Source organism: Corynebacterium gottingense, assembly GCF_002285125.1.
Classification (GTDB): Bacteria; Actinomycetota; Actinomycetes; order Mycobacteriales; family Mycobacteriaceae; genus Corynebacterium; species Corynebacterium gottingense.
This window is the reverse complement of the sequence record NZ_NSGN01000007.1, coordinates 145,169-167,565: the sequence shown is the minus strand read 5'-3', so window position 1 is coordinate 167,565 and position 22,397 is coordinate 145,169. Positions and strand designations below refer to the sequence as shown.

Sequence of the window (22,397 nt, the reverse complement as noted above, 5' to 3'; positions counted from 1 at the left end):
CCCGTTATCCTTGCAGCCATGAGCACGGAGATCCTCAACCGCTTCCACCCTCAGGTGGCCACCTGGTTTTCGGAGGTCTTCGCGGAACCGACCCCGGTCCAGCAGGGGGCGTGGCGCGCCATCGCGGACGGGGAGAACGCCCTGGTGGTCGCCCCCACTGGCTCGGGCAAGACGCTCGCGGCCTTTCTCTGGTCGCTGAACTCGCTGGTTGAGCGCGCGGGCCAGCAGGCATTGCCTATCGACGGCGCGCAGTCCTCCACCCACGGTGGCGTCCGCGTCCTCTACATCTCCCCGTTGAAAGCGCTGGGCGTGGACGTGGAAAACAACCTGCGCGCGCCGCTTGGCGGGATCGCGCGCGTCGCGCAGCGGATGGGGCGCGACATGCCGGACATCTCCGTCGGCGTGCGCTCCGGCGACACCCCGCAGGCGGAGCGTAACCGGCAGCTGCGAAAGCCGCCTGACATTCTCATCACCACGCCGGAGTCGCTCTACCTCATGCTCACCTCCAAGGCGGCGGGCATCCTGAAAACGGTCGACACCGTAATTGTGGACGAGATCCACGCGCTGGCCGGCACGAAGCGCGGCGTGCACCTCACGCTCTCGCTCGAGCGCCTGCGCCGCCTCGCGGGGAACTTCCAGCGCATCGGCCTGTCCGCCACGGTGCGCCCGCTGGAGGCGGTGGCGAACTTCCTGGGCGACAAGACCACCATCATCAATCCGCCCGCGGAGAAGCGCTGGCAGCTGGACGTTCACGTCCCCGTCGAGGACATGTCGGACCTGCCGGTGCCGGAGGATGCTTCCACGATTGGGGAGGCCGTGATTGAGGGTGACGTCGAAAAGCTTTTGCTTGACGACGCCACCGAGCCCCCACCACCGGGCGCCTCAAAGTCCATCTGGCCACACATCGAGCGCGCCGTGTACGACGAGGTGATGGCGCACCGCTCGACCATCGTCTTCGTCAACTCCCGGCGCACCGCGGAGCGGCTGACCAGCCAGCTCAACGAGCTGTGGGCGAAGGAGCACGACCCGGACGCGCTCTCGCCGCAGACCCGGCGGCCACCCGCGCAGCTGATGAAGTCGGTGGACACGGCGGGCCACGCGGAGCAGGTCATCGCGCGCGCCCACCACGGCAGCGTGTCCAAGGACGAGCGGCTGCAGACCGAGACGATGCTCAAGGAGGGTGCGCTGCGCGCGGTGATTTCCACCTCGTCGCTTGAGCTGGGCATCGACATGGGCGCGGTGGACCTGGTGATCCAGGTCGAATCGGCGCCGTCGGTGGCCTCCGGCCTGCAGCGCGTCGGACGCGCCGGACACACCGTGGGCGCGGTCTCGCAGGGCAGCTTCTACCCCAAGCACCGCTCTGACCTGGTGCAAACCGCGGTGACGGTCCCGCGAATGCGCGAGGGCGCGATCGAGGAGCTGCACACCCCGCGCAGCCCGCTGGACGTGCTCGCGCAGCAGACGGTCGCCGCCGTCGCCTTCGAGGACCTGGACGTGGACGAGTGGTTCGAAACCGTGCGCCGCGCCTGGCCCTACCGGGACCTGGCGCGCGAGGTGTTCGATTCCGTGATCGACCTGGTTACCGGTGTGTACCCGTCGACTGACTTCGCGGAGCTTCGGCCCCGCGCCATTCTGGAAGGCACGACGCTAAAGGCCCGGCCGGGCGCGCAGCGCGTGGCGGTGACGAACGCGGGCACGATCCCGGACCGTGGCATGTTCGGCGTGTTCTTGCTCGGCTCGGACGACAAAGCACCCCGCCGCGTCGGCGAGCTGGACGAGGAGATGGTCTACGAGTCTCGCGTGGGCGACGTGTTTACCCTCGGCGCGTCGAGCTGGCGCATCGAGAACATCACCCGCGACCAGGTGCAGGTCACGCCCGCGCCCGGCCACACGGGCCGGCTCCCGTTCTGGAACGGCGACGGCCTGGGCCGCCCATACGAGCTGGGCAAGGCGCTCGGCGAGTTCCGCCGCCAGGCGCGCTCGGGCGAGGGGATCGACCCGGCGCTCGACGAGTTCGCCCGCACCAACCTCGTCGCCTACCTGCAGGAACAGGAGGAAGCCACGGGCGTGCTGCCGGACGAGCAGACGCTGGTGCTCGAGCGCTTCACCGACGAGCTGGGCGATTGGCGAGTGGTCCTGCACACCCCCTTTGGCAAGGGCGTGAACGCCGCCTGGGCGCTGGCCACCGGCTGGCGCGTCGCCCAGGAGACCGGCATGGACGCCCAAGCCGTCGCGGGCGACGACGGCATCGTCCTACGCCTGCCGCAGGGGGAGAAGGAGCCGGACGGGTCGCTCTTCCAATTCGACGCTGACGAGATCGCCGACATCGTCACCGAGCAGGTGGGCAACTCCGCCCTGTTCGCGGCCCGCTTCCGCGAGTGCGCCGCCCGCGCCCTGCTCCTGCCGCGCCGCAACCCGGGCAAGCGCGCGCCACTGTGGCAGCAGCGCCAGCGCGCGGAGCAGCTGCTCGACGTCGCGCGCAACTACCCGTCGTTCCCCATCATCTTGGAGACGGTCCGCGAGTGCCTCCAGGACGTCTACGACCTGCCCGCGCTCCAGGAAGTCGTGCGCGAGCTGTCCACGCGCCGCATCCGCATCGCGGAGGTGACCACGGACCAGCCGAGCCCGTTCGCCTCGTCGCTGCTGTTTAACTACACCGGCGCCTTCATGTACGAGGGCGACACCCCGCTCGCCGAAAAGCGCGCCGCCGCCCTCTCGCTCGACCCGTCGTTGCTGGCCAAGCTCTTGGGCACCGTGGAGCTGCGGGAGCTTCTCGACGCCGACGTGATCGCCGAAACCGACGCGAAACTCCGCCGCCTGGGCCGCGCGAAAACCAGCGAGCAGTTCGCCGACACCCTGCGGATGGTGGGGCCAGTCGCCGTGGACGCGCTCGCTGACTACACCGACGTCCCCCTGACCACGCTGGAGGAGAGCCTGCGCGGCCGGGTGATGCGGGTGCGCATCGGCGGGCGCGAGCACATCGCGCAAACGCTTGACGCCCCGCTGCTTCGCGACGGCCTGGGCATCCCCGTCCCGCCCGGGGTTGCCGCACAGGTGGCCACCATCCCGGACGCGCTGCAGCAGCTGGTCGGGCGCTGGGTGCGCACCCGTGGCCCGTTCACCCTGCGCGACCTGGCCGACGCCTTCGGCCTGGCCGTGGGCGCTGCGCACGAGCCGCTGACCCGGCTGGTGGACCAGGACAAGGTGATCCCGGGGCGCTACCGCCAGGGCGTGGACGAGGAAGAGTACGTCGCCGCCGAAGTCTTGCGCATCATCCGTTCGCGCTCGCTGGCGGTGGCCCGAGCGCAAACCCAGCCGGTGACGCAGTCCGCCTACGGGCGTTTCTTGCCGGCCTGGCACAACGTGGCCCCAGCAGGCGTGCGTCCGGCACTCCGCGGCGCGGACGGCGTGTTCACCGTGCTCGAGCAACTAGCCGGAGTACGCCTGCCTGCCAGCGCGTGGGAGTCGCACATTCTGCCCTCGCGCGTGGGCGACTACTCGCCGGTAATGCTCGACGAGCTCACCGCGGGCAGGGAAATCCTCATCGCCGGCGCGGGCAAGGCCGGCGCGCGCGACCCGTGGATCATGCTGCTGCCCGCCGACTACGCCGAGCAGCTCATGCCGCAGGTGGATGAACCACAACTCAGCCTCACGCAGACGCAGGTGATGGAGTGCATTCGCGGAGGCGGCGGCTACCTGTTCGCGGACCTGCTAGGCCCCGTCACCGAGCGCACCACGACTGCCGAGGAGCTGCGCGAGGCCATGTGGGACCTCGTCGAGGCCGGCAGCGTTTCACCCGACTCCTTCGCGCCCATCCGCGCCCGCCTCGCCGGTGGCAAAGGCAAGTCGGCGCACCGCACGCGGCGCCGCCCGCAGCGCAGCCGCATCCGCTCTGGCCGCACCTCCTTCGCCAACACCACGCCGCCGGACATGGTGGGGCGCTGGGCCGCGACACCCCGCGCGGACACCGACGCCACGCGCCGCTCCGTCGCGCTGGGGGAGAGCCTGCTCGACCGATACGGCGTGGTCACCCGCGGCTCCGTCGTGGCAGAGGACATCCTCGGCGGCTTCGCGCTGGCCTACAAGACGCTGTCCGGCTTCGAATCCTCCGGCAAGGCGATGCGCGGCTACCTCATCGAGGGCCTCGGCGCGGCGCAGTTTTCCACCCCAGCCACCATCGACCGGCTGCGCGGGCACGCGGATTCCGACGACGTCATCGGCTGGCCATCCGGAACCCGCGAACCACACGTCCACGTGCTCGCCGCCACCGACCCCGCCAACCCTTACGGCGCCGCCCTCCCGTGGCCCGTACAGGGCCCGACGAGGGCAGCAGGGGCCATCGTTGTGCTTATCGACGGCCTGCTGGCCGCCCACATCACCCGCGGCGGCAAAACCATGACCACATTCTTCGACGGCTTCCCGGAGGGAGTGGGCGACCCGCTCCCGCTGGTCATCGGTGCGTTGGATGAGGCGGTGCGCGCCGGGCGGATGCAGCCCGTGGGCGTCGAGAAGCTCAATGGTGGCCCAGCGTTTGGCCTGCGCGACTACGGGGCGCGGGTGACGCACAAGGGCGTGAAGATTGGCGCGAAAGCTGCGGCGCCGCCGAAGCGGCGGGGGAGGAGCGTGGCCGAGGCGCTGGGGGAGATGGACGAGGCGCGCGGGCCCGCCGAGGGGCTCAGCTTCGACGATTAGCGCGCCAAAAATCTGCAAAACATCAAGTACGATGTCTGCAAAACATAAAGTATAAATCCTGCAATATGTAAAACAGGGGGAGTTTTGGATACACAACAGCTGGCTGGCCGTCGATACCGCCCGAGAATCGTCGATAAGCGGCTTGAGTTTCTGCTCGAGGCGAGCGGTGCAGTGATTATTGAAGGACCTCGCGGGTGCGGGAAGACGATGACAGGGCTCCACCACTGTGCGTCGTATGCGCTTATCGATGACCCGGCGACAAACCACATAGCGAAACTCGCGCCGGCCGCGGTGATAGACGGTCCTCGACCGCGGCTCCTCGATGAGTGGCAAGCTGCCCCCGACCTGTTTAATCTCGCCCGACGAGAAGTGGACCTAGCAGCAGCACCTGGACAATTTATTTTAGCCGGTTCAGCGGTTCCTGCGGATAGCATTACTCGACATACCGGTGCGGCTCGATTTCTTCGGCTTCGGCAACGCACACTCACGCTGTGTGAGAAGGCAGATTACGCCCCCGTTGTATCGCTGGCTGGACTCCTACAGGGGGAGCCGGTCACCCCCGACGCTGGTCAGATTTCCTACACCCATGTCATCCAAAATCTGCTCACTCCGGGGTTTCCGGGATTCCAGACTGGAAATGAGCAGATCGTGTTGGCCCAGTTACACGGATACCTGTCGGAGGCGGCGCGTTCGGACATGCACCGCGTGGCGGACTTGCGCGTCACTCCACTTGCTACAGAGCGGCTGATTGCGGCAATCGCAAGGTCCGTTTCTGGGGAAGTTTCCGTCTCCACACTGCGAAAGGATTTGGATACGGTAAGTCCAGGAATCTCGCTACCGACGGTGACGAAACTCCTCGACAGTCTGCAGCGGATCTTTGTTGTGGAGGCGGTCTCCGCATGGGCCCCGCGGCTCCGCTCGAAAGCGAGGTTGCGTGTCTCGCCCAAGTATCATCTGGCCGATCCCGGGCTAGCCATTGCGGCACTCGGAGCAACATCCGCCTCATTGACCGCGGATCCTGAGACAGTGGGCCTTCTCTTCGAATCGGCCGTGATCCACGACCTCGCAGTCATGATCGAAGCAATGGGAGGTTCCATCTACCACTACCGGGACTCAAACGGCAACGAGATCGATGCGGTGCTCACACTGCCTGATGGGCGCTGGGGTGCTGTCGAAGTGAAAACTGGGTTCAGTGGGGTTGAGCGAGGCGTAGCCTCGCTGAAAAAGGCGATCGCCTCGATAGATCACGAATCCGGACCTCCAACGTTTAGCGCGGTGATCACGGGTACAGGCATCACAGCGCCGCTCGACGACGGGATTGTCACCTTCCCGCTGCACCAACTCCGTCCCTAACCCGCGACTAGCGCCCCCGGGGCCTAGAATCGCACCATGCCTGAAGGGGATTCCGTCTACCAGCTGTCCAAGCGCCTGCAGTGGATGACCGGCCGGGAGGTCACGCGCACGAGCCTGCGCGTGCCCCGCTACGCCACGGTCGACTTCACCGGCATGACCTGCGAGCGCGTGTGGCCCTACGGCAAGCACCTGTTTATGCGGTTCGGCGCGCCCGACCACGCGGCGCAGATCCTGCACACCCACCTGAAGATGGAGGGCACCTGGGCCTTCCACCGGGCGGGCCAGCGGTGGCGCAAGCCCGGCCACGCCGCCCGCGTCGTGCTCTCGCTTGCCGACGCCCCCGCCCCCGACATCGAGCTCGTCGGGTTTTGGCTCGGACTCGTCCGGGTCTTCCCGGCCCGCGAGTACCCCCAGGAGATGGGGTATTTGGGCCCGGACCTGCTCGCCGAGGACTTCGACGCCGCCGAGGCGGTGCGCCGCATTGAGGCAAACCCGGACATGGAAATCGGGCGCGCACTGTTGGACCAGCGCAACCTTGCCGGAATCGGCAACGAGTACCGTGCGGAGATCAACTTCCTGGCGGGGACCCACCCGGCGTTGAAGGTGGGGGACGTGGACGTCGCAAAGCATGTGGCCCTTGCGCGCCGGCTGATGTGGGCAAACAAAGACTCGCCCGTGCGCGTGACCACCGGGATCAAGCGTGCGGGCGAGACGAGCTACGTGTTTGGGCGGAACCGGAAACCGTGCAGGCGCTGCGGCACGCTCATTACCAAGGGGTTTCTCGGAGGCGAGGGTGACCTGGAGCGCGTGATCTGGTGGTGCCCGCGGTGCCAGCCCGCGCCGTGAGCCGCTACTGGGCGGGGGCGCCTTCCTTGCGCTCCTTCATGGCGCGGCGGATGAAGAAGGCGAGGAAGCCGACGATGATCAGGATGAGAATGACGTAGATGACCTTGGAATACGCATCGACGTACCCGGTGACCTCCTCCCACCGGTCGCCGAGCGCGTAGCCGAGGGAGACCAGGATGGTGTTCCAGATCGCGGAGCCGAGCGTGGTCCAGATACCAAACGTGAGCAGGCTCATGCGGTCCAGGCCGGCGGGGATGGAGATCAGGGAACGGATGCCCGGGATGAGGCGGCCGATGAACACGGAGGTCCTGCCGTACTTGTCAAAGAATTTCAGCGACGCATCCACGTCGGAGGCTTTGACCAGCCACATCCAGTCCGCGATCTTGCGCAGGCGGGCGGCACCCAGCCAGGCGCCGATGCCGTAGAGGAGGTACGCGCCGACGACGGAGCCGACGATGGACCAGATGAGCACGGAGGCGAAGGACAGGGAGCCCTGCGCCACGGTGAAGCCGCCGAGCGGGAGGACCACCTCAGATGGGATTGGCGGGAAGAGGTTTTCTAGCAGGATGGCGATGCCAACGCCCGGGCCGCCGAGGATCTCCATGAGGTGGATGATCCAGTCGATGATTCCTTGCACGGCTACTCCTTGTATTCCATTTGGGCCGAAGCTAAACGCTTATTGTGCCCTACGAGACCTCCAAGGACCAAGTGTGCACAGGCGCGCCGGACTGCTGGTTTGCTACGTATTGCCTGAGCACGCGGGCGAGCGCGTCGCCGCGCTCCTTGGTGGCCGGCCGCGACTGCGGGGCGATGGAGTTGAGCGCGTTGAGCTGCCACATCGCCCCGTTTTGGCGCGTGCGGGCTCGGCCCTCGATGATGCCGAGGTATTCGTCGGCGAGGTGGGGTGCGACGTCGAGAAGCTCCAAACCCTCGTGGGCGAGGGGCAGCAGGTGCTTTGCGACGAGCTCCGTGACGTCAATACTACCCAGCGTCGGCCAGGTCAACTGCGCGGTGAGCCCGTGGCGCGCGCCCTCGTGGAAGTTGCGCTCGGCGTCCTCGAAGCTGAGGCGCGACCAGACGGGGCGGGTCTGCTCGCTGAGCGCCTTGACCATGCCGTAGTAGAAGGCGGCGTCCGCGATGATGTCCTTGACAGTGGGGCCTGCGGCCAGGAGGCGGTTTTCCACGCGGATGTGGGAGAGCTCCGTGTTCGGGTCGTAGATGGCGCGGTTCCAGCGCCAGATCGTGCCGTTGTGCAGGTTGAGGTAGTGCAGCCCGGGGCTGTCGCCTCTCATGAACGGGGCGCCGGCCTGCATGCGGCCCTCCGGGAGCAGCGGGGAGAAGTACCGGACGTTCTCCTCGAAGAGGTCGAAGACGCTGGTGATCCAGCGCTCGCCGAACCAGACACGCGGGCGCACGCCCTGGTTAATCAGCTCCTGGGTGCGCGTATCGATGGACTGCTGGAACACAGGGATGCGCGATTCGTGCCAGACCCGGTGCCCCATAAAGAGCGGGGAGTTCGCGGACAGCGCGGCCTGCACGCCCGCGATCGCCTGGGACGCGTTCCACGCGTTGGCAAAGCGCGCGGGGGAAACCTGCAGGTGCAACTGGATGGACGTGCAGGTGGATTCGGTGGCGATGTCCTCGAAGTTGTGGCGGTAGCGCTCCTCGCGCCACAGGTTGAGGTGGACGAGCTCACCGCGGGTATCCATGATGGAGTTGTTCAGCCCCGCGTAGCGGTTCTCCGGCGTCATCCACGCCGGGTTTTTGAGGAACTTCGAGGTCATGGTGGGCAGGGTGCCGATCATCGCGACGGTGGAGCCGGCGGCCTCCGCGGCCTCGGACACCTCTTTGAGGCGCCGGCTGAGCCCCTCCTCGAGCTTGGTCAGGCCGTCGCCCGCAATGGACAGCGGCGGGTGGTTGAGCTCGACGTTGTAGGCGCCGATTTCAGACTGGAACTCGTCGCCGAGGCGCTCGAGCACGGCCTGGTTGTTGGCGTGCGGGCGCATCTCCGCGTCCACCAGGTTGAGCTCCAGCTCCAGCCCGATCGTGCCGTGGCTGACAAACTCCGCCTCCTGCAGGTGGCGGTCGAAGAGCTCGAGCTCGTCCTCCAGGCGCCTCCGGTACACGGAGCGCTGGCGCGGGGTGTAGGAATCCGCGGAGATTTGCTCGCCCATGGGTGCCTACTTCTTGCTGCGGTACCAGGAAATCAGTGCATCGGTAGAGGCATCGCCGGTGTTCGGTGCCTCCTTGCCCGCGACGGCGGCTGCGAGGTCGTTGGCCTGCTGCTTGCCCAGCTCAACGCCCCACTGGTCGAAGGAGTTGATGTCCCAGATGACGCCCTCGGTGAACACGATGTGCTCGTAGAGCGCGATGAGCGCGCCCAGGGTAAACGGGCTGAGTTCCTCGGCCAGGATCGTGGTGGTGGGGCGGTTGCCCGGCATGACCTTGTGCGGGGCCAGCTCGTTGCTCACGCCCTCCGCCTCGATGGTCTGCTGGTCCTTGCCAAACGCGAGCACCTTGGTTTGGGCGAAGAAGTTGCCCATCAGCAGGTCGTGCATGGAGCCGGTGCCGTCGGCGGTGGGGAAGTCCTCCTTCGGCGTGGCAAAACCGATGAAGTCCGCGGGCACCATCGTGGTGCCCTGGTGCAGGAGCTGGAAGAAGGCGTGCTGGCCGTTGGTGCCCGGCTCGCCCCAGAAGATCTCGCCGGTGTCGTAGGTGACCGGGGAGCCGTCGTGGCGGACCGACTTGCCGTTGGACTCCATGGTCAGCTGCTGCAGGTACGCCGGGAAGCGGGAGAGGTCCTCGGAGTAGGGGAGCACGGCGTGAGTCTGGGCGTCGTAGAAGTTGCGGTACCAGACGTTGAGCAGGCCCATCAGCGCCGGGACGTTCTTGGACAGCTCGGTGGTGCGGAAGTGCTCGTCCATGGCGTGGAAGCCCTCGAGCAGGCGCATGAAGTCCATCGGGCCGATCACGGCCATGAGGCTCAGGCCGATTGCGGAGTCGACCGAGTAGCGGCCGCCAACCCAGTCCCAGAAGCCGAACATGTTGGTCGTGTCGATGCCAAATTCGGCGACCTTCTCCTTGTTCGTGGATACGGCGACGAAGTGCTTGGCAATCGCGGACTCGTCGCCGTCGAACTGCTCGAGCAGCCAGCGCTTCGCCGCGTGCGCGTTGGTCAGCGTCTCCTGCGTGGTGAACGTCTTGGAGGCGATGATGAATAGGGTCTCCTCCGCGTTGCAGCGGTCCAGCACCGCGGCCATGTCTGCCGGGTCGACGTTGGACACGAACTCCGCGGTGATACCTGCGGTGGCGTAGGCGCGCAGCGCCTTGGTCGCCATCGCGGGACCCAGGTCCGAGCCGCCGATGCCAATGTTCACGACCTTCTTGATGGTGTGGCCGGTGTGGCCGAGCCACTCGCCGGAGCGCAGGGCGGAGGCGAAGTCGCGCATGCGGCCGAGGACCTCGTGGACGTCGGCGGCGACGTCCTGGCCGTCGACCTCCAGGTCCGCCTCGGCCGGCAGGCGCAGCGCGGTGTGGAGCACTGCGCGATCCTCGGTGTTGTTGATGTGGGCGCCGTCAAACATCTGGCCGATCTTGTCCTGCAGGCCCGCTTCCTCTGCGAGGGCGGTCAGGGCGTCGAGCACGGAGGCGTCGATAAGCTGCTTCGACATGTCCACGTGCAGGCCTGCCGCCTCGAAGGTGAGGTTTGTCGCGCGGTTGCTGTCCGCGGCGAAGAGATCGCGCAGCGTGGTCTGCGACTTCTCGGCGTGCAGCTTTTCCAGGTTTTTCCAGGCAGACGTGGACGTGATGTCGGTCATTATTCCTCCCAAGGAAGTGCGAATCGTTCTCACCCCACGGTAGCCAAAAGTGCGGTGCGAGTGCCTAGCCCAGCTTCCCGCGGCCCAGGCGCAGCAGGATGTTGGCCAGGGTTGGGCCTTCCTCGCCCAGCTCGTCGCGGAACTGGTTAATGATTGCCACCTCGCGGGTGTGCACGAGCTTCGTGCCGCCGGATCCCATCCGCGTCTTGCCGATGGCGCGGGAGACCTCGGAGCGGCGCTTCACCGCGTCCAGGATCACCCGGTCCAGCCGGTCAATCTCCTTGCGGTACTGCTGAATCTCCGCGTCCGACAGCGGGTCATCGGTGCCAGAGGGCATGCGGATGTCAAAATCGCTCATGGCAGGACATTATGCCACGGCACCTGCGGATATGGACCGTTTTATCCAGGGTGTTCGAACGGGCTCGGGGCGATGTTGGGGCGGTGGGTACTCTGAACCGCATGACTGATCTGACCCTGGGACTCAATCCGCAACAGCAGGCGGCTGTGCAGCACGAGGGCTCGCCGCTGCTCATCGTCGCCGGCGCAGGCTCCGGCAAGACCGCCGTGCTGACCCGCCGCATTGCTTACCTGTTGCAGCAGCGCGGGGTCGCGCCGTGGCAGGTGCTCGCCATCACCTTTACTAATAAGGCGGCCGCGGAAATGAAGGAGCGCGTCGCCCAGTTGGTCGGCCCGGAGTCGGAGCGCATGTGGGTGGCCACGTTCCACTCGGTCTGCGTGCGCATCCTGCGCCAGCAGGCGCAGCTCGTGCCGGGGATGAACACCAACTTCACCATCTACGACTCGGACGATTCCCGCCGCTTGCTGTCCATGATTGCCAAGGACTTCAACCTGGACCTGAAGAAGTTCTCCGCGCGCACCCTGGCCAACGGCATCTCCAATCTCAAGAACGAGCTCGTGGACCCGGACACCGCGTTAGCGGACGCGGAGCGCACCCACAACCCGTTCGAGACCACCGTGGCCAAGGTCTTTGCGGAGTACCAGCGCCGCCTGCGCCAGTCCAACGCCCTGGACTTTGACGACCTGGTGGGGGAGGTCGTGCGCATTCTCAAGGAGCACCCGCAGGTCACGGAGTACTACCGCCGCCGCTTCCGCCACGTGCTGGTGGACGAGTACCAGGACACGAACCACGCGCAGTACGAGCTCATCCACACGCTCGTCGGCACGGGTGCGGACGCCCCGGAGCTCGCGGTGGTGGGCGACTCGGACCAGTCGATCTACGCGTTCCGCGGCGCCACGATCCGTAACATCGAGGAGTTCGAGCGCGACTACCCCAACGCGCGCACCATCCTGTTGGAGCAGAACTACCGCTCCACCCAGAACATTTTGAACGCGGCCAACTCGGTGATCGCGCAGAACGAGGGGCGCCGGCCGAAGAAGCTGTGGACCGACCACGGCGCGGGCGAGAAGATCGTCGGCTACGTCGCGGACAACGAGCACGACGAGGCCCGCTTCATCGCCTCGGAGATCGACCAGCTCGCGGATTCTGGGATTGCGTATTCGGACATGGCGGTCATGTACCGCACCAACAATGCCTCGCGCGCGCTCGAGGACATCTTCATCCGCTCCGGCATCCCGTACAAGGTGGTCGGCGGCACGCGCTTCTACGAGCGCCGCGAGATCCGCGACATCGTCGCCTACATGAAAGTTCTGGACAACCCCGATGACACGGTCAGCCTGCGCCGCATCGTTAACGTGCCCAAGCGCGCGATCGGCGACAAGGCCCAGGCCATGGTGGCGCTCCACGCGGAGAACCAGGGGGTGAGCTTTGGGCAGGCGCTTATCGACGCCGCGTCGGGGAACGTCGACATGATCAAAGCTCGCGCCAAGAACGCGATCAGCGGGTTCGTAGAGCTTATGGACGGACTGCGCAAGGAGATGCCGGAGCTGCGCAACGAGGTCACGGGCATGCCAGAACTGGGCCAGCTCGTCTCCCGTATCTTGGACGCGACCGGGTACAAGGCGGAACTGGAGGCGTCGAACGACCCCCAGGACGCGACCCGCCTGGACAACCTCAACGAGCTCGTCTCCGTCGCGCGCGAATTCTCCTCTGAGGCGGCCAACCAGGTCGCCTACATGTCGGACGAGGAGCTCGACGCCGTGATGGTGGAGGGCGAGCCCGCGCCGGGATCGCTGCAGGCGTTCCTGGAAAAGGTTTCTCTCGTGGCGGACGCGGACCAGCTGCCGGACAACGAGCAGGGCGTGGTCACCATGATGACACTGCACACCGCGAAGGGCCTGGAGTTTCCCACCGTCTTTGTCACCGGCTGGGAGGACGGGCAGTTCCCGCACCTGCGCGCGCTGGGGGACCCGGACGAACTGGCCGAGGAGCGCCGCCTGGCGTACGTGGGCATCACCCGCGCCAAGCAGCGGCTGTACCTCACGCGCGCGATGCTGCGCTCCTCGTGGGGGAACCCGGTGACCAATCCCGCCAGCCGCTTCCTCGCGGAAGTCCCGGAGGACCTCATCGACTGGCGCAGGACTGAGCCGAGCGGAACCGGCGCGTCCGGCGCCTGGGGCTCGCCCGCGCCCCTCGGCGGTGGCCGGCGCTCGGGTTCGGGCCGGCGCTCGGGTCGCGGGGCCGGTTCCGGCGGGGTGAAGGTGCACAAGAACCTCAACCTGGCGCCGGGCGACCGGGTCAACCACGCCAAGTACGGGCTCGGCACCGTCCAGTCCGTGGACGGCGCGGGAGTGCGTGAGACCGTGACGGTGGACTTCGGCTCCTCCGGCACCGTCCGGCTCATGCTCATCGGCGGGCTGCCGATGGAGAAGATTTAGGAGATCCGGATGCCCTGCTGGGCGAACCAGGGGACGGGGTCGACCTGGTTCACGCCGTCGGGCTTGATCTCAAAGTGGAGGTGGGGGCCGGTGGACTGGCCCTCAGAGCCGATCTGAGCGATCTGCTCGCCAGCCTTGACGCGCTGGCCAACGGACACGTTGTACTGCGACATGTGGCCGTACACGGACACCTCGCCGCCGTCGTGCTGGATGACGACCCAGTTGCCAAAGCCCTGCGCAGGTCCGGCGTTGATCACGGTGCCGTCCATCACGGCGTAGATCGGGCTGCCCAGGCTGTTGGCAATGTCGATGCCGCGGTGCATGGTGCCCCAGCGCATGCCGAAGCCAGAGGTGAACGTACCGGTGGCCGGCGTGACCACGGTGCGGCCGTCCGCGGTGCGGCCGCGCTGCATGGTGACGCCGCCTGCGCCGTTGTTGGGGGTGAACTGGCTGCTGATCTCTTGGCCGAGCGCGCGGGGGTCGTAGACAATGCTGTAGTCACCGACGGTGAGGGTGGCGCCGGACTCCAAAATGGTGTCCGCGGCCTTGGCCAGGTGCTTGACCGCATCCTGTTGGTTTTCTACCGGGGCGCCGTTGATCTGGATGGCCGGGCCGGCGAATGCCGGGGCGGGCAGCAGGGTGAGCGAAAGCGCCGTGGCAGCGACTGCGGCAAGCAGGCGACGTTGCATGTGCGACAAACCTTTACATTGAGGGGAGTGTATACCGCGTTAAAACTTAGCGTGCCGACACCCCGTGAGCAACGCTCTGACGTGCAATTTTGTCGAAAAGTTGTGTCATTTTCCGCCATCCACGCAGGTCAACGCGGGTGTTGCTGGAGTGAAAATTGTTGCAAAAGTGACGCGAGTGAGGGGAGTCCGGGGATGGGGCCGGTAGGGGGGAGCTGGGCGGATACTCCACACCCGACCTGTACTGGGGCGGAAAAGGCCCGCCCAAAACAGCCCGTCCCACATGACGAGGGCAGGATGACGAAGATGCAAAAAATATTCCGCGTCTTCGTCATCCCGTTCTCGTCGCACAGGCCATTCCTCGCCCCAGCGACATGCCGAGCCGGGGCAGTGCTGCCCCTTGATCCCTGCGATTGCCGCAGCAACGCAAAACGCCCCGGGAAAACCGGGGCGTCAAGAGGGGAAGGAAGGTCTTAGAGCGAGATGCCGCGCTCTGCCAGCCAAGCGGCCGGGTCGACGGGGGTGGTGCCGTCCGGGTGGATCTCAAAGTGCAGGTGCGAGCCGGTGGAGAAGCCCATGCTGCCCATGCCAGCGATGTTCTGGCCGGCGTGGACGCGCTCGCCGACTGCCACGTTGAGCGTCTGCATGTGGCCGTAGACGGAGACGGAGCCGTCGTCGTGGCGCAGGCGGATCCAGTTGCCGTAGCCCTGGGCCGGGCCGGAGTCGATCACGGTGCCGTCCATGACGGCGAGGATCGGGGTGCCCGGGGAGTTCGCGATGTCCACGCCGTAGTGGAAGGAGCCCCAGCGCGGGCTGAACGGGGAGGTGAACGCACCCTCTGCCGGCTTGACGGTCTGCGGTGCGCGGGCGGCCTCGTCGGCCTTTGCTACCTCGTCGGAGTGCGCAACGGCCTTGTCCAGCTGGTCGGTCAAGTTGGTGACCGGCTTGTACTCGGAGATGGCCAGCACCTGCGGGGAAGAGGCGAGGGCGTCGGCGGTGGCGACGGCGTCGTCAACAAGCTGGTTGGTGTCCGCAGCCAGCTCGATGTCAACGTTGGAGGTCTGCGGGCCGTCTGCGGCCAGGGTTGCGGCGGCGGCGCCGGAGAGGCCGGCGGTGGAGACTGCGCCGGTGGTGACGGCGACCATGGCGACGCGACCCTTGTTCGGGGTCTGCTTGCGGTGCTTGCCGCCCTGCTTCGATGCGTTGTACATGTGCCCTCTTTGAAGCGTTCCGTTGGTCTGCGTTCCGCAACCTTCCCGGTAGCGGATCGTAACCTTCCTGTTATCTACGAGAGGTCACTGTAACGAATTGGTCTCGGCATGGCAAGCTGGATTCTAAAATTTTCTTAATCGTTTTCAGGTTGTTGATTCGTTACATAAATGCGCTCGCACGCGAGCGTGTAGCGTCTCATGCCCGGGCGGGCCCAGGACGTTGCATTTTGTTGGGAGTCGTCCGGGTATTTTACCGCCGCCGCGTGGGTACGCGGGGGAGTGTTGGACATCGGGCAGCGGCAATTCAGTGGCAAAGTTAACGACGATGAGCACCAATTCAAGCCCCCAAACAGGGCCCTCCTCGAGGCCGCAGCGGAGCCGCCCGCGCGTTACCTTGCGTGAACAGCGAGAATACAGTGAAGCAAGTGCGGCCAGTGAGCCGAGTGAGCACAGTGATGCCGACGGGCGCGGGCAGGCTCGCCGGCCGCGTGGAGGCGTCGAGAAGCGCAAACGGCTGCGACAAGGCAACCGGACGCGTCGCGCACAGCAGCTGCGCGGCCGCCCAGAAAAGGCGGATGCGGTCCCGCAGACGTGGAGCGAGCGCATCCGCCACTACCTTGGCTTCGTGCTGGTCCCCAACGCGGTACTCGGGCTCGGCGCGATCGCACTGTGCTTCGCGGTGCTGCTGATCGGTGGTTGGCCACTTTCGTACCTCCCGATGGCTATCGGCGAGACGTGGCTGGTCGGCCACGGCGTCCCGTTCGAGTTCGATGGCGTGACCCTCGGCGCGGTCCCGCTGCTGCCTGCGCTCGGCGCGATCGCCATCGTGGCTGCTCGCGTCCGCGCGGCGACCGCCCACCGGGTGAGCCTCCTCGACCTGGGGGTGCTGCTCGTACTCACTCTCCTCATCCCGCTCACGCTGTCCGGCATCGCCCTGTTCATGGTGTCGGACGCCTCGGCGGTCTACCCGGTCAGCGCCCCGCCCGCCGCGTTGGCGCTGTTCCTGCCGCCAGCGCTGCACTTCATTGGCTTCTGCTTCGGCCTTCGGACCGTCCTGTGGCGCGCGCTGGCCAAGCGAGGCGGGGTGCCGGAAGTGCTTATCGACGCCGCGCTCACCGCCCTCAACGCCATCCGGAACCTCGCACTCGCCGGCGGCGTCGTTGCCTTGGTCGTGCTGGCGCTGCACTACCAGCGGGTCGGCGACCTGGTCGCCGCCTACCCCAACCTCGGGGCCGCGGGTGGGCTGTGGCTGACGCTGCTGTGCCTGCTCTACCTGCCCAACGCTGCGGTGACGTCGATGGCGGTCCTGCTCGGCGGGTCCTTCGACTACGCCGGGGTGTCCACCTCGCTGTTCGCCTCCGGCAACGTCGCGCTGCCGCCGCTGCCGCTGCTGGCCGCGGTGCCGGAGAGCGTGCCGGCGTGGGCGCCGGTGTGCATGCTGATCCCGGCCGGCGTCATCCTGGCGTCGCTCTGGAAGGTCCGGCCGACGCTGGCGCAGGCGGGTGCGACGGGCGTGTGGGGCGGCGTGATCGGTCTGGTCCTCGGCGTGCTCACCTCCGGCGAGGCCGGCGCCTACGGGACCGTCGGCCCCACCGCGTGGAAGCTGGGAGTCCTCCTGCTCGGGTGGCTCGCGGTGCTGAGCCTGCTGGTGTGGGCGGTTGCCGTATTCCGCAGTGCGAAGCAGGATGACTAAGCTATGGCCCGTGAGTAGCCAATCATTGTCCGTTGCTGTGCTGGTTTCCGGCACAGGCAGCCTGCTCAAGGCGATTTTGGACGACATCCAGAGCCCGTACCGCGTCGATCTTGTCGTCGCGGACCAAGTATGTCCCGGCATCGAGCGTGCGAAGAACGCCGGTGTGCGCACCGCGGTCGTGCCAGTCGGCGATGATCGCGCTGCCTGGGATAGAGAGCTCGCGGCGACCGTGGCCAAGGCACAGCCTGACGTGGTCGTTTCCGCGGGCTTTATGCGTATCTTGGGCAGCGCGTTCCTGGATGAGTTTGAAGGGCGCACAATTAACACTCACCCCTCTTTGCTGCCCGCGTTTCCGGGCGCGCACGCCGTCGAGGACGCGCTGGAGTACGGCGTGAAGGTGACCGGCTGCACCGTCCACTACGTGGATGCTGGGATGGATACCGGCGAGATCATCGCTCAGCGCGCGGTGCGCATCCAGGAGGGCGACACGAAGTCCACTCTGCACGAACGAATCAAGCAGGCGGAGCGCGAGCAGATTGTGGGTCTGCTGCGCGGCGCCACCATCTCCGACGGGAAGGTACTGTTCAATGGGAATTCAGATTAAGCGCGCGCTGATCAGCGTGTACGACAAGACTGGCGTGGAGGATCTCGCCCGCGCGCTCGGCGAGGCCGGCGTAGAGATCGTCTCCACCGGCTCGACCGCCAAGCGCATTGCCGACGCCGGCGTGCACGTCACCGAGGTCGCCGAGCTCACCGGGTTCCCCGAGGTGCTCGAGGGGCGCGTCAAGACCCTGCACCCGCGCGTGCACTCCGGCATCCTGGCGGACCTGCGCAAGGACGCCCACGCCGAGCAGCTCAAGGAGCTGGGCATCGAGCCGTTCCAGCTCGTCGTGGTGAACCTGTACCCGTTCGAGGAGACCGTCGCCTCCGGGGCGGATTTCGACGCTTGCGTGGAGCAGATCGACATCGGCGGCCCCTCCATGGTGCGCGCCGCCGCGAAGAACCACCCGTCCGTCGCCGTCGTGACCAACCCGTCCCGCTACGCGGACGTCATTGATGCTGTGAAGGGCGACGGTTTCGAGCTGGAGGACCGCAAGCGCCTCGCGCTCGAGGCGTTCACGCACACCGCGCAATACGACGCTGCCGTCTCCTCCTGGTTCGCCGAACAGCTCGGCGCCGAGGAGGCTGCCGAGGGCGACGCACTGCGCTACGGCGAGAACCCGCACCAGGCAGCCCGCCTGGTCAACGAGGGCTGGGGCATCGCCAACGCCACCCAGTTCGGTGGCAAGGAAATGAGCTACAACAACTACCAGGACGCCGACGCCGCGTGGCGCGCCGCCTGGGACCACGAGCGCCCCTGCGTGGCCATTATCAAACACGCCAACCCGTGCGGTGTCGCGGTGTCGGACGATTCTATTGCCGACGCGCACGCGAAGGCGCACGCCTGCGACCCGGTCTCCGCGTATGGCGGTGTGGTCGCCGCGAACCGCGAGGTCACCGTCGAGATGGCGGAGCAGGTCAAGCCGATCTTCACCGAGGTCATCCTGGCTCCGTCCTACGAGGACGGCGCGATCGAGGTGCTTCAGGAGAAGAAGAACCTGCGCATCCTGCAGGTCGAGCCGAAGCAGCCCGGCGAGGAGCGGAAGCAGATCTCCGGTGGCTGGCTGGTACAGGACCGCGACGCCTACCAGGCTGAGGGAGACCCCGCCTCGAGCTGGAAGCTGGTCGCCGGCGAGGCCGCCGACGAGCAGACCCTGGCCGACCTGGAGTTTGCCTGGCGCAGCGTGCGTTGCGTGAAGTCCAATGCGATCTTGATTGCAGCCCAGGGGGCGTCGGTAGGCATTGGCATGGGCCAGGTCAACCGCGTCGACTCGGCGAAGCTCGCCGTCGACCGCGCCAACACCCTGGACGAGGGCAAGAACCGCACCAACGGGGCCGTGGCAGCCTCCGACGCGTTCTTCCCCTTCGCCGACGGTTTCCAGCTGCTCGCCGACTCGGGCGTGAAGGCTGTGGTGCAGCCGGGTGGCTCCATCCGCGATGAGGAAGTCATCGCCGCCGCCAAGGAGGCCGGTGTGACGATGTACCTGACGGGGACTCGCCACTTCGCTCACTAATTTGCGGGGCACAGAATGGTATCCTACGTATACTTTTAAGGTCAGCCGTAAATAAACGGCAGTAACGTGACGTAGGGAGCGCAGATTCGTGTCCTCGCAACTTTCTTCGCAGCCGTGGGCGAAGCAAATTACCGCGGCGCTGATGGCCATGGGGATCTCCCTGCCGGTGATGCCGGCGGTGGAGGATCTCCCCGTCGTCGGCGATGCGTACGTGCAGGCCTACAACGGCCTGCCCGACAACATCAAGCAACAGGTCCCGCCGCAGCTGCGGCCGAAGCAGCCCGGCCAGGCGGGGCAGCCGTCCCACGCGCCGGGCGCCGCCGCGCAGCCCGCCGTTGACCACCAGGCGGCCCTTGACGGGCTGGTACGCGCGGTGGAGGGGCACCACAACGGCCGCGTCGCCGTCTCGGTCGCGGGCAACGGCGCGCAGATCACCGCCGGAGACAACGCCGCTTACCCGGCGTTTTCCACCATGAAGGTGCCGCTGGCCATCGCCGCCCTGCGCCAGAGCCCGGGCTTTGCCAACGACGCCCGCCTGGCCATCACGGTCTCCGACAACGACGCCGCCTACCGCATGTACAACCAGGTCCCTGGCGCCGAGTCCGTCAAGGTGATCCAGCAGGCGGGTTCCGCCACGACGACCTCCGCGGCGTACGGGATGGATACCCTCTGGAACACCTCCGGCCAGGCGCAGTTTGCCTCCGGGCTGCGCTGCGTCGCGGGCCACGAGCCGGTGCTGGACCTCATGGGGCAGATCACCCCGGACCAGCGCTGGGGCCTTGGCCAGATCGGCGGTGCCCGCTTCAAGGGCGGCTGGAACACGCACGAGGACGGCTACGTGGCCCGACAGTTCGGCCTGGTCCCGGGCCCGAACGGCGATGTCGCCGTGGCGATCACCGCGTTCAGCCACGGCGGCTACGCGGAGAGCACCCAAATGCTCAGCGAACTCGCACGCGGCCTTGACGGGATGCGCGGGACCCTGCCCACCGCGCGCTGCTAACCTCTTGTGAAACCTGCACACTCTGCAGGCCGAAATAAGAAAGGCGGTAGTGCGTGGTCGACCGACAACGCGAGTACGAGCGTGACCAGGAGGTTGACCCGCCTACCCAGGTCCTTCCCGCGCAGCAGGTCGATGAATATCAGGACGAGACTCAGGACGACGACCGCCGCGGGGCGGTTGGTACCTGGCTCGTCGGCGGTCTGGTCGGGGCGGCCGCGCTCATCATGGGGGCGCTCTTTTACACCTCGGTGAGTGGCCTCGCGCAGGGCGCGAAGCAACCCGAGAGTGTTACCAGCACCATGGTCGTGACGTCGACGCAGGTCACGGAGGTGACGACGACGAGGGTGGCGCCGGCTCCCGCGCCGACGAGCACGACGGCGCCGAAGACGTCGAAGACACCGAAAGCCTCAAAGACGTCGAAGAAGTCCTCGGCTGTGGCGTCGTCGAAGGCGAGCATGGGGGCGTCGACAAGCACTGCAACGGCGAGCAAGACGAAGAAGTCACAAGCCTCGAAGACGACCAAGACCAGCCCGACGACGAGCCGGTAGCGCACCCAGCTTGCGGTGAGGGAAATGCGCGGTGAATTTCAACATTTTGGCAGATGTTGATTTATCATTTCCCAGAACCCCCAATTTGCATACATGACCCTCGGCGCGCCCCCGCGCCTCGGGAAAGGCGCGACAATGAGCAGTAAGTACGGCCAAGGCGACGTGAACCCCAGCACGGAGCAGTGGGCCGCCGCGGACACCGAGACGGTACAGTTCTCGGGCCAGTACCCGCAGCAGCCCCAGCAGCAATACGCACCGCAGCAATATCCACCACAGCAATACGGTCCGGCGTACGGCCAGGGGCAGTACCCGTACCACGAGGAGAATCGCCGAAACTGGACCCCGTGGCTCATCGCCATCATTGGGGTCCTGCTCGCGGCGATAGTGGGCGTGCTTGCGTACCTGTTTGGTTCCGGGGCGTTCAGCGGCTCGAGCGAGCCGGTGACCATTACGGATGTGGAGACCCAGACGCTCCAGCAGGAGGCGCCCGCCCAGCAGCAGGCCGAGGAGCCCGCCCCGGCAGCACCGGCGCCCTCGCGTCACACGTACTCGCATTACGCGGCCGATACCGGGGTGACCACCGGGCCGTTTGCCGCGAACGTGTACAGCGAGTTCGTCGACGCGTACAACAGTTCGGGCAGCACGAACGTCACGATCTCTGCGTACAGCCCGCGGACGGGATACACCTACACCATGTCGTGCAGCGGCGGCAGCACCGTGTACTGCTCCGGCGGCAATAACGCCAGGGTCCGGATTTGGTAGTCCCTCTCCGGCTCGGCGTTGCGCTCGCCGCGTCCGCCTGCGCCTTGTCGTCCTGTACCGTGCCGACTGGGCCGCAGCAGGAACCACCGACAGTCGTGGTGAAGTCCACCGAGTTCGTTACGCCTCCGCCCGCCCCGTCCACCACAGAACGCCGCGCCGCGGCCCCTGACGCGCAGTCGCTTCTCGACGCCACCGTGCAGGCCGCCTCCGCCTGGGGCACCGCCGGTGCCGCCGTCGCCGGGCCGAACGGAGTCGTGGCGTCAGGGGAGCAGGGGGCAACCGCGGCGTGGTCGACGATCAAGGTGCCCATCGCGATCGCCGCGCTCCGCGCCGATCCCGCTGCCTCCGGCGACGTCGCCGCCGCCATCACCGCCTCGGATAACGCCGCTGCGGAACGGCTCTACGCCACCGCCGGTGCCGACGCGGTGGATGCGGTGCTCAGCGAGTCCGGCCTTACCGTGCCGGTAAATACGGCGAAGACCCGTCCGGAGTTCTCCACGTTCGGCCAGACCGCCCTCTCGGTCAGCGATGAAGCGCAGCTCGCCGACTCGCTCGCGTGCATTGCTGGCGCCGGGCAGGTGCTCCAGCTCATGGGGCAGGTCGACCCGGGCCAGTCCTACGGCCTGGGGACGCTTGGGGCCCTGTTCAAGGGCGGGTGGGGCCCGGACACAGCAGGCATGTATCAGGTGCGACAGTTCGGGCTTGTGCCGCGCACGGACGGGAGCTACGCGCCCGTCGCGCTCGCCGCGTTTCCCGCGGACGGCGCGTACGACACAGGGCAGCAGATGCTCAGCGCGATGGCGCAGCGGTTGGGGGAGGGGACCGAGTTGCTGCCGGCGGCGCGCTGCCAGCCGTAAAGCGGACGGGCGTCACGTCGG

The 22,397-nt window shown here is 66.9% G+C and carries 17 protein-coding genes; 11 read left to right on the top strand and 6 right to left on the bottom strand.

Annotated features, from left to right (window positions below; genetic code table 11):
• The first annotated feature begins 18 nt into the window (after positions 1-18).
• The 3 genes from CKJ82_RS08340 to CKJ82_RS08330 all read left to right on the top strand — a co-directional run bounded on the left by CKJ82_RS08340 (position 19) and on the right by CKJ82_RS08330 (position 6,891).
• Positions 19-4,692, top strand: a complete 4,674-nt coding sequence (locus CKJ82_RS08340; RefSeq protein WP_095537746.1) for an ATP-dependent helicase — start codon at positions 19-21, stop codon at positions 4,690-4,692.
• An 84-nt stretch (positions 4,693-4,776) separates the two neighbouring features.
• Complete coding sequence (locus tag CKJ82_RS08335; protein WP_233125475.1) at positions 4,777-6,045, top strand: ATP-binding protein; 1,269 nt, start codon at positions 4,777-4,779, stop codon at positions 6,043-6,045.
• Positions 6,046-6,081: 36 nt separating this feature from the next.
• Positions 6,082-6,891, top strand: coding sequence for a DNA-formamidopyrimidine glycosylase family protein (locus CKJ82_RS08330; RefSeq protein WP_095537745.1), 810 nt, complete (start codon positions 6,082-6,084; stop codon positions 6,889-6,891).
• Positions 6,892-6,895: 4 nt separating this feature from the next.
• Here CKJ82_RS08330 and CKJ82_RS08325 read toward each other — a convergent pair whose 3' ends face one another.
• The 4 genes from CKJ82_RS08325 to CKJ82_RS08310 form a co-directional block, all read right to left on the bottom strand.
• The gene (locus tag CKJ82_RS08325) at positions 6,896-7,528 is read right to left on the bottom strand and encodes a DedA family protein (RefSeq protein WP_095277091.1); all 633 of its coding nucleotides are present in this window, start codon (positions 7,526-7,528) and stop codon (positions 6,896-6,898) included.
• Positions 7,529-7,577: 49 nt separating this feature from the next.
• Entirely contained in the window at positions 7,578-9,065 is a 1,488-nt protein-coding gene (locus CKJ82_RS08320) for a glutamate-cysteine ligase family protein (RefSeq protein ID WP_095537744.1), read from the bottom strand.
• A gap of 6 nt (positions 9,066-9,071) precedes the next feature.
• Entirely contained in the window at positions 9,072-10,709 is a 1,638-nt protein-coding gene (gene pgi / locus CKJ82_RS08315; RefSeq protein ID WP_095537743.1) for a glucose-6-phosphate isomerase, read from the bottom strand.
• Positions 10,710-10,773: 64 nt separating this feature from the next.
• The gene (locus CKJ82_RS08310; protein ID WP_095277083.1) at positions 10,774-11,067 is read right to left on the bottom strand and encodes a chorismate mutase; all 294 of its coding nucleotides are present in this window, start codon (positions 11,065-11,067) and stop codon (positions 10,774-10,776) included.
• A gap of 101 nt (positions 11,068-11,168) precedes the next feature.
• On the opposite strand from CKJ82_RS08310, the gene pcrA reads away from it, so the two are divergent.
• Positions 11,169-13,505: a DNA helicase PcrA gene (gene pcrA / locus CKJ82_RS08305; RefSeq protein ID WP_095537742.1), complete on the top strand. Its 2,337-nt coding sequence runs from the start codon at positions 11,169-11,171 to the stop codon at positions 13,503-13,505.
• On the opposite strand, the gene CKJ82_RS08300 is transcribed toward pcrA, so the two are convergent.
• Both CKJ82_RS08300 and CKJ82_RS08295 read right to left on the bottom strand, forming a co-directional pair.
• Positions 13,502-14,194, bottom strand: coding sequence for a M23 family metallopeptidase (locus CKJ82_RS08300; protein WP_095537741.1), 693 nt, complete (start codon positions 14,192-14,194; stop codon positions 13,502-13,504). The two genes, pcrA and CKJ82_RS08300, sit on opposite strands and share 4 nt — an antisense overlap.
• Positions 14,195-14,664: 470 nt before the next feature.
• Complete coding sequence (locus CKJ82_RS08295) at positions 14,665-15,402, bottom strand: M23 family metallopeptidase (protein ID WP_095277076.1); 738 nt, start codon at positions 15,400-15,402, stop codon at positions 14,665-14,667.
• Positions 15,403-15,796: 394 nt separating this feature from the next.
• Here CKJ82_RS08295 and CKJ82_RS08285 point away from each other — a divergent pair, with 394 nt between their 5' ends.
• The 7 genes from CKJ82_RS08285 (at position 15,797) to CKJ82_RS08255 (ending at position 22,376) form a co-directional block, all read left to right on the top strand.
• Positions 15,797-17,095, top strand: coding sequence for a cell division protein PerM (locus tag CKJ82_RS08285; protein ID WP_133064052.1), 1,299 nt, complete (start codon positions 15,797-15,799; stop codon positions 17,093-17,095).
• On the top strand, positions 17,088-17,699 hold the full coding sequence (gene purN / locus CKJ82_RS08280) for a phosphoribosylglycinamide formyltransferase (RefSeq protein WP_095535756.1): 612 nt from the start codon (positions 17,088-17,090) through the stop codon (positions 17,697-17,699). Before CKJ82_RS08285 ends, purN begins: the two co-directional genes overlap by 8 nt.
• The gene (gene purH / locus CKJ82_RS08275; protein WP_095537739.1) at positions 17,683-19,209 is read left to right on the top strand and encodes a bifunctional phosphoribosylaminoimidazolecarboxamide formyltransferase/IMP cyclohydrolase; all 1,527 of its coding nucleotides are present in this window, start codon (positions 17,683-17,685) and stop codon (positions 19,207-19,209) included. Before purN ends, purH begins: the two co-directional genes overlap by 17 nt.
• 88 nt (positions 19,210-19,297) lie before the next feature.
• Entirely contained in the window at positions 19,298-20,209 is a 912-nt protein-coding gene (locus CKJ82_RS08270) for a serine hydrolase (protein ID WP_095537738.1), read from the top strand.
• 53 nt (positions 20,210-20,262) lie between these two features.
• Entirely contained in the window at positions 20,263-20,757 is a 495-nt protein-coding gene (locus tag CKJ82_RS11680; RefSeq protein WP_133064051.1) for a hypothetical protein, read from the top strand.
• Positions 20,758-20,892: 135 nt separating this feature from the next.
• Positions 20,893-21,519 carry a hypothetical protein gene (locus CKJ82_RS08260; protein WP_095537736.1) on the top strand — a complete coding sequence of 209 codons (627 nt, stop codon included), beginning with the start codon at positions 20,893-20,895 and terminating at the stop codon, positions 21,517-21,519.
• A complete protein-coding gene (locus CKJ82_RS08255) occupies positions 21,513-22,376 on the top strand; it encodes a hypothetical protein (RefSeq protein WP_240510733.1) in 864 nt (287 codons plus the stop codon). The genes CKJ82_RS08260 and CKJ82_RS08255 overlap by 7 nt, the downstream gene beginning before the upstream one ends.
• The last annotated feature ends 21 nt before the right edge of the window (positions 22,377-22,397 follow it).

What these genes read in the sequence shown, in the direction of transcription:
- CKJ82_RS08340 (WP_095537746.1), top strand. Translation starts at nt 19, where the DNA reads ATGAGCACGGAGATCCTCAACCGCTTCCACCCTCAGGTGGCCACCTGG.
- CKJ82_RS08330 (WP_095537745.1), top strand. Translation starts at nt 6,082, where the DNA reads ATGCCTGAAGGGGATTCCGTCTACCAGCTGTCCAAGCGCCTGCAGTGG.
- CKJ82_RS08320 (WP_095537744.1), bottom strand. Translation starts at nt 9,065, where the DNA reads ATGGGCGAGCAAATCTCCGCGGATTCCTACACCCCGCGCCAGCGCTCC.
- pgi (WP_095537743.1), bottom strand. Translation starts at nt 10,709, where the DNA reads ATGACCGACATCACGTCCACGTCTGCCTGGAAAAACCTGGAAAAGCTG.
- CKJ82_RS08310 (WP_095277083.1), bottom strand. Translation starts at nt 11,067, where the DNA reads ATGAGCGATTTTGACATCCGCATGCCCTCTGGCACCGATGACCCGCTG.
- pcrA (WP_095537742.1), top strand. Translation starts at nt 11,169, where the DNA reads ATGACTGATCTGACCCTGGGACTCAATCCGCAACAGCAGGCGGCTGTG.
- CKJ82_RS08300 (WP_095537741.1), bottom strand. Translation starts at nt 14,194, where the DNA reads ATGCAACGTCGCCTGCTTGCCGCAGTCGCTGCCACGGCGCTTTCGCTC.
- CKJ82_RS08295 (WP_095277076.1), bottom strand. Translation starts at nt 15,402, where the DNA reads ATGTACAACGCATCGAAGCAGGGCGGCAAGCACCGCAAGCAGACCCCG.
- purN (WP_095535756.1), top strand. Translation starts at nt 17,088, where the DNA reads ATGACTAAGCTATGGCCCGTGAGTAGCCAATCATTGTCCGTTGCTGTG.
- purH (WP_095537739.1), top strand. Translation starts at nt 17,683, where the DNA reads ATGGGAATTCAGATTAAGCGCGCGCTGATCAGCGTGTACGACAAGACT.
- CKJ82_RS08260 (WP_095537736.1), top strand. Translation starts at nt 20,893, where the DNA reads ATGAGCAGTAAGTACGGCCAAGGCGACGTGAACCCCAGCACGGAGCAG.